Here is a 6,505-nt window from a genome sequence, read left to right on the forward strand (position 1 = left end):
TCGGCACCTGCACCTGCTCGGGGGAGTCGGGGAACAGCGAGTCCTGGACCAGCAGGTAGCCCGCCGCGAGCAGCGCGATCACGAGCAGCCCCAGCAGCACCCACAGGCCCGTGCGGGGCGGCGGCTCGTCGTCCACCGACGGCAGGATCGCGGGCTCGGGGCGCAGCGGGGCCGTGGCGGCGACGGGAGCGGCCACGCGGGTCGGACCGTCGGCCGGCGGAGCCGCCTTGGCGGGCAGCGGCGCGGCTGCGGCGGCCTCGACGGGGCGCCCGGCCAGGTAGCGCTCGATGTCGGCCCGCATCGCGCCGGCCGACTGGTAGCGGTCCTCGAGGCGCTTGGCGAGCGCCTTCATCACGATCGCGTCGATCGCGGGCGGCAGGTCGTTGTCGTGGTCGGACGGCGGCGCCGCCGGCTCGCGCACGTGCTGGTAGGCCACGGCCACGGGGCTGTCGCCCACGAAGGGCGGGCGTCCGGTGAGGAGCTCGTAGAGCAGGCAGCCGGCGGAGTAGACGTCCGAGCGCGAGTCGACGGTCTCGCCGCGCGCCTGCTCGGGGGAGAGGTACTGCGCCGTGCCGACGACGGCCGCCGTCTGCGTCATCGAGTTGGCGGCGTCGCTGATCGCCCGGGCGATGCCGAAGTCCATCACCTTCACGTCGCCGGTGGGGGTGAGCATCACGTTGCCGGGCTTGATGTCGCGGTGGATGATGCCGGCGCGGTGGCTGTAGTCGAGGGCCGAGAGCACGCCGCTGGTGATCTCCAGGGCACGCTCGGGGAGGATCTTGCGCCCCTCGCGCAGGATGTCGCGCAGGGTGCGCCCGGCGACGTGCTCCATCACGATGTAGGGCTGGGCGACGCCCGAGCCGTCCTCGGCCGGCTCCTCGCCGGTGTCGTAGACCGCCACGATCGCCGGGTGGTTGAGCGAGGCCGACGACTGGGCCTCGCGGCGGAACCGTGCCTGGAAGGTGGCGTCGCTGGCGAGGTCGGTGCGAAGTCTCTTGACGGCGACGATCCGACCGAGTCGTGAGTCGGTGCCCTTGCGGACCTCGGCCATTCCGCCACGGCCCAGCAGCTCGCCGAGCTCGTAGCGCCCACCGATCAAGGTGGGACGCGGTGTGCCTGCGTCGTTCATCTGTGTCAGCTCTTCCTGGGGACTACTGGTTGGACAGCGACGGGAGGCTCGGGCCCGGGTCCGCCGTCGGGGTGGGGGTGGGCGTGGGCGTGGGCGTCGGGGTCGGCGTGGGGGTCGGCTCCGGCGCGGGGCCGTAGTAGCTCACCGTGATCACGTCGTTGGGCTCCACGTCGCCCTCGGGGTCGATCGCGATGACCTCGCCGTCGCGCTCGGGGTCGTCGTTCGCCTGCTCCGAGCGCTGGACCCGCAGGTCGCGGCCGCGCAGGTCGGACTCGACGTCGTCGACCTGTCGTCCGACGTAGTCACCCTCGTCGAGGGTGATCGAGGTGTCCTCGGTCGGGGTGGCGCTGGGCTCCTCGCTGGGCTCCTCGGACGCCGACTCCGTCGCGGTCGGCGTGGGCTCGGTGTCGACGGCGCCGGGCGTCTCGTTGTCGTCGTCGTCGCCGCCCGTGAGCAGCAGCGTGACGACGACGGCCAGGGCGACGAGCAGCACGACCGCAGCCACGATCGGACCGACGGCGCTCTGCTGAGGAACCGTGGTCGCGCTGGTGTGGGTGGGCAGCGGGCCGGTGATGGGGCCAGTGGTGGGGCCGGTGGCGGGAACGGCCATCGGCCCCGGCACGCCCATCACCTGGGTGCGGGGCTCGTCGGGCTCCGGCTTGGCGACCGGCACGACGCGGGGCGGTGTCGGGACGACGGCGGTGCTGGGGTTGCGCAGTGCGGCGGCGAAGGCGGCCCCGTCGGCGTACCGCTCGCCGGGGTCCTTGGCCAGCGCCGTGCGCACGACGCCGGCGAGGTCGGCGGGCACGCTCGCGGGCAGGGCGGGGATCGGCTCGCGAATGTGGGCCAGGGCGGTGGCGACGGGGGAGTCGGACTCGAACGGACGGCGTCCGGCCAGGCACTCGAAGGTGACGACCCCGAGGGAGTAGACGTCGGAGGCGATCGTCGCGGGGCGACCTTCGGCCTGCTCGGGGGAGAGGTACTGCGGGGTGCCCATCACGGCGCCGGTGCGGGTGATCTGGGCGCCGTCGGCAGCGCGGGCGATGCCGAAGTCGGTGACCTTGACCTTGCCGTCAGGCGTCACGATCAGGTTGGCGGGCTTCACGTCGCGGTGGATGATCTGGGCCCGGTGGGCGGCGCCGAGGGCGTCACCGACCTGCGCCATCAGGTCGCGCACGGCGTCGGGGTCGAGGTCGCGGCCCTTCGACAGCAGGGCGGAGAGCGGCTGGCCCTCGACGAGCTCCATCACGAGGTAGGGACGCGGGTGCTCGTCGCCTCGGGCAGCGTCACCGGCGCGCTCGCCGACGTCGAAGACGCTCGCGATGCCGGGGTGGTGGAGCGCGGCAGCGTGCCGGGCCTCGGTCTCGAAGCGGCTGCGGAAGACCGGGTCGTCGGCGTACTCCGCCTTGAGCAGCTTGACGGCCACGAGGCGGCCGAGCACCGTGTCGGTGCCGCGCCAGACCTCGCCCATGCCGCCGGTGGCGATGCGGGAGTCAAGGCGGTAGCGCCGTGCGTCGTCGGCGAAGGTGGGCTCGGGCGTCTGGGTCATCGTGTCTCCCCTGTCGTCGTCACGAGATGATCGCCTCCATCACGGCCTTCGCGATCGGACCGCCGAGTGCTCCGCCGGCGATCTCCCGACCGGGGGCCTCCTCGATCATGACGGCCACCGCAACCTTGGAGTCGGTGGCCGGCGCGAACGAGATGAACCACGCGTAGGGCGCAGCGCCCTCGATGCCGCGCTGGGCCGTGCCGGTCTTGCCGCCCACCGCGATGTTGGGGATGGCGGCCGGCGAGGCGGTGCCGTTGTCGACGGTGGATACCATCAGGTCGGCCAGCACGTCGGCGGTCTGCGGGCTGATCGCCTCGCTCAGCTCTTCGGGCTCGGCGTTGCGTGCGTCGTAGTCGGGCGACTGCACCTCGGAGACGACGTAGGGACGCATCACGACGCCGGCGTTGGCGATCGCCGCCGAGACCATCGCCATCTGCAGCGGTGTCGCCTGCACGTCGAACTGGCCGAAGCCGGCCTGGCCGAGCTCGGGGGGCGACAGCTTGCCGGGGAAGACCGAGCGCGCCTGGCCGTTGAGGTCCTCGAGGTAGTCGGAGTTGAAGCCGAACTTCTCGGCCGTCTCGAGCATCGCCTCGGCGCCCACCTCGATCGCGAGCTGGGCGAAGGTGGTGTTGCACGACTGCTCCATGGCGAGGCGCAGCGTGATCTCGCCGCTGCCGCAGTTGCGACCCTCGTTGTCGATGACACCGCTCTCGCCGCTGGTCTGCGGCAGCTGGAAGGTCGCGCCACCCGGCACGAGGGAGTCGGCGGAGTCGTACTTGCCCGACTCCAGCGCCGCGGCGGCGGTGATGACCTTGAACGTCGAGCCCGGGAAGATCCGCGTCTGGATCGCCCGGTTGAGCAGCGGGTCGCCGTCGTCGGCGTCGAGGGCGTCGTAGGCGTCGCCGACGGCTCCGAAGTCGTGCGAGGCGAGGTCGTTGGGGTCGAAGGTCGGCAGCGAGACCATCGCGAGGATCTTGCCGGTGTCGGGCTCGAGGGCCACGACCGAGCCCTCGACGCCCTCACCGAGGGCGTTGAGACCGTCGAAGGCGGCGCGCTGGGCCTTGGCATTGATGGTGAGCTCGACGCTGCCGCCGCTCTGCTGCTCGTTGCTGACGAGGTCGACAAGGTTGCGCACGAAGAACTGCGGGTCCTCGCCCGACAGCACGGCGTTCTGCGACGACTCCAGACCGGTGGAGTCGCCGAACGTGAAGTAGCCGGTGAGCGGGGCGTACATCAGCGGCTGGGGGTACTCGCGCTGGTACTCGAAACGGTCGTCGGACGGCGTGCTCTGGGCCACCGGCGTCCGGCCGACCAGGATCGCGCCGCGCTCGCTGGAGTACGACGCCTGCTGGACCCGCTGGTTGCGCGGGTCCTCGTCGAGCGCGCCGGCGCGCCAGAACTGGAGGTAGGTCGCGTTGGCCATCAGGGCGAGGAACAGCACGAGGCAGAACACCGCGACGGTGCGGATAGGCCGATTCATAGTTTGATCACCTGCGTGGACTCGTCGTCGCTCGACTCCTCCTCGGTGGAGAGGTCGGGCACCGGGCGGCGGGCCTGGTCGGAGATGCGCAGGAGCAGGGCGATGATCACCCAGTTGGCCACGAGCGAGGACCCGCCGTACGACAGGAACGGCGTGGTGAGCCCGGTGAGCGGGATCAGGCGGGTGACGCCGCCGATGACGACGAAGACCTGCACGGCGAACACGCTCGCGAGTCCGGTGGCCATCAGCTTGCCGAAGGAGTCGCGCGAGATGAGCGCGACGCGCAGCGCCCGCTCGACGATCAGGCCGTAGCAGAGCAGGACGGCGATGACCGCGGTCAGTCCGAGCTCCTCGCCGATGGCGGCGATGATGAAGTCGCTCTCGGCGTAGGTGACCCGCGTCGGGTCGCCCTCGCCGAAGCCGCGGCCGATCAGCCCGCCCCAGCCCATGCCGAACTCCGCCTCGACGATCTGGTCGGAGTACGGCGGCACCTGGGCGCGGTAGTACTCCATCGGGTGCAGCCAGATGTCGACCCGGTCCTGCACGTGGCTGGCGGTCTTCCAGGCCCCGAGTGCGCCGGCGGCGAAGAGCGTCGTACCGACGACGATCCAGCCGGGGCGCTCGGTGGCGACGTAGAGCATCACCAGGAAGAGGCCGAAGAAGAGCAGGCTGGAGCCGAGGTCGCGCTGGAAGACGAGCACGCCGAGGCTGAGCAGCCACATGACGAGGATCGGGCCGAGGTCGCGGCCGCGGGGGAGGTCTACGAAGAGCACCCGCTTGCCGGCCAGCGCGAGGGCGTCGCGGTGGAGCACGAGGTAGCCGGCGAAGGCGACGACCAGCATCACCTTGGCGACCTCGCCCGGCTGGAGGCTGAAGGGGCCGATGTTGATCCAGATGCGCGCGCCGTTGATGGTGCGTCCGATGCCGGGCACCATCGGCAGCAGGAGCAGGGCGATGGCGCCGAAGCCGATCGTGTAGGTGAACCGAGCCAGCACCCGGTGGTCACGCAGGATCGTGAGCGCACCGATGAAGAGCAGGACACCCAGGGTCATCCACACCAGCTGCTGCTGGGCGAAGTCGGTCTCCTTGCCGCGCGCGGCGTAGCCGAGGTCGATGCGGTGGATGACGGCGAGCCCGAGGCCGTTGAGCGCCGCGACGAGCGGCAGCAGCACCGGGTCGGCGTACGGCGCCACGAGCCGGATGACGATGTGGGCAGCGACGACGAGCGCGGCCAGCCAGCCGCCGTACCCGATGAGGTCGGTCGGCACGGAGCCGTCGACGCCGATGCCGACCGCGGCGTAGCCGCCCACCCCGACCGCGAGGGCGAGGATGAGCAGGAACAGCTCCGCCCCCCGCCGACGGCGGTGGACGAAACCCATCAGCGTCGAGCTGGGCGTCATCAGGCTCATCGGGGGATCACCCGGTGGTCCCGTCGGGCTCTTCGGGGGCGACCCGGTTGGCAGCGATCTCCTCGACCTTGTCGCGGCCGTCGGCGAGGTCGTCGACGTCGATGGTCGCGCCGACCCGGCCGCGGTCGAAGTCCGAGAGCTGCTCGAGCTGCACGTCGGTGATGACGATCGGCTCCGAGAGGTCGAAGCCGGCTACCGAGGCGTCAATGCCGCGGAAGATGACCACGCGGCCTTCCTGCTCGCCGACGTAGTACTGCGTCTGCGCCCAGGTCCAGGCGGCGGTCGCGCCGATCCAGAGCAGGCCCGCGACGATCGCCAGCACCGCGAGGCGTCGCACCCAGGTGTAGCGCTGGGGCGGACGGGGCGCGTAGCGAGCGGTCTCGGGGTCGACCGGCAACGGGTCGCTGGCGACGGCGAAGGGGAGGTCGAGAATCTCGGCGTCGATCGGCTCGAGCTCGCCGGTGTCGCCCGAGCGGTGGCCGCGGAAGAGGGCCCGCGGCAGGCGGCGCTTGAGCTCGGCGGCGGCGCCGACGATGAGGGGCTCGAGCTCGGCGAAGGCCGGTTCAGCCGCGACCTGCTCGGGGCTGAGCACGTCGGCCACGATGCAGGTGACGTTGTCGGAGCTGCCGGCCTCCAGGCTGGCGCGCACCAGCTCGACGGCGGCGAAGTCGGGGGTGCCCATCGAGAGGATGTCGGCGAGGCGGCCGTCCTCGAGCACGCCGCACGCGCCGTCGCTGCAGAGCAGCAGCCGGTCGCCGGGGGTCAGCTGGAGGGCGAACAGGTCGGGCTCGGCCTCGTGGATGCCGTCGAGGGCCTTGAGGATGAGGTTGCGGTGCGGGTGCACGCGCGCCTCGGCCTCGGTGATGCGGCCGTCGTCGATGAGGCTCTGCACGAACGTGTGGTCGGTGGTGAGCTGGGAGGGCTCGCCGTCGCGGAAG

5 protein-coding genes are annotated in these 6,505 nt (G+C 71.9%); all 5 read right to left on the bottom strand.

What is annotated here, in order from left to right:
• On the bottom strand, positions 1 to 1,129 hold a 1,129-nt coding region (pknB, locus tag VOI19_RS11520; RefSeq protein WP_323793104.1), incomplete at its 3' end, for a Stk1 family PASTA domain-containing Ser/Thr kinase.
• 22 nt (positions 1,130 to 1,151) lie between these two features.
• Positions 1,152 to 2,678, bottom strand: a complete 1,527-nt coding sequence (locus tag VOI19_RS11525) for a protein kinase domain-containing protein (protein WP_323793105.1) — start codon at positions 2,676 to 2,678, stop codon at positions 1,152 to 1,154.
• 19 nt (positions 2,679 to 2,697) lie between these two features.
• Complete coding sequence (locus tag VOI19_RS11530) at positions 2,698 to 4,158, bottom strand: penicillin-binding protein 2 (protein ID WP_323793106.1); 1,461 nt, start codon at positions 4,156 to 4,158, stop codon at positions 2,698 to 2,700.
• Positions 4,155 to 5,567, bottom strand: coding sequence for an FtsW/RodA/SpoVE family cell cycle protein (locus tag VOI19_RS11535; protein ID WP_323793107.1), 1,413 nt, complete (start codon positions 5,565 to 5,567; stop codon positions 4,155 to 4,157). The genes VOI19_RS11530 and VOI19_RS11535 overlap by 4 nt, the downstream gene beginning before the upstream one ends.
• 7 nt (positions 5,568 to 5,574) lie before the next feature.
• Positions 5,575 to 6,505: serine/threonine-protein phosphatase (locus tag VOI19_RS11540; protein WP_323793108.1), on the bottom strand; the 931-nt coding region annotated here is incomplete at its 5' end.

Source organism: Nocardioides sp., from assembly GCF_034670285.1.
Lineage (GTDB): Bacteria > Actinomycetota > Actinomycetes > Propionibacteriales > Nocardioidaceae > Nocardioides.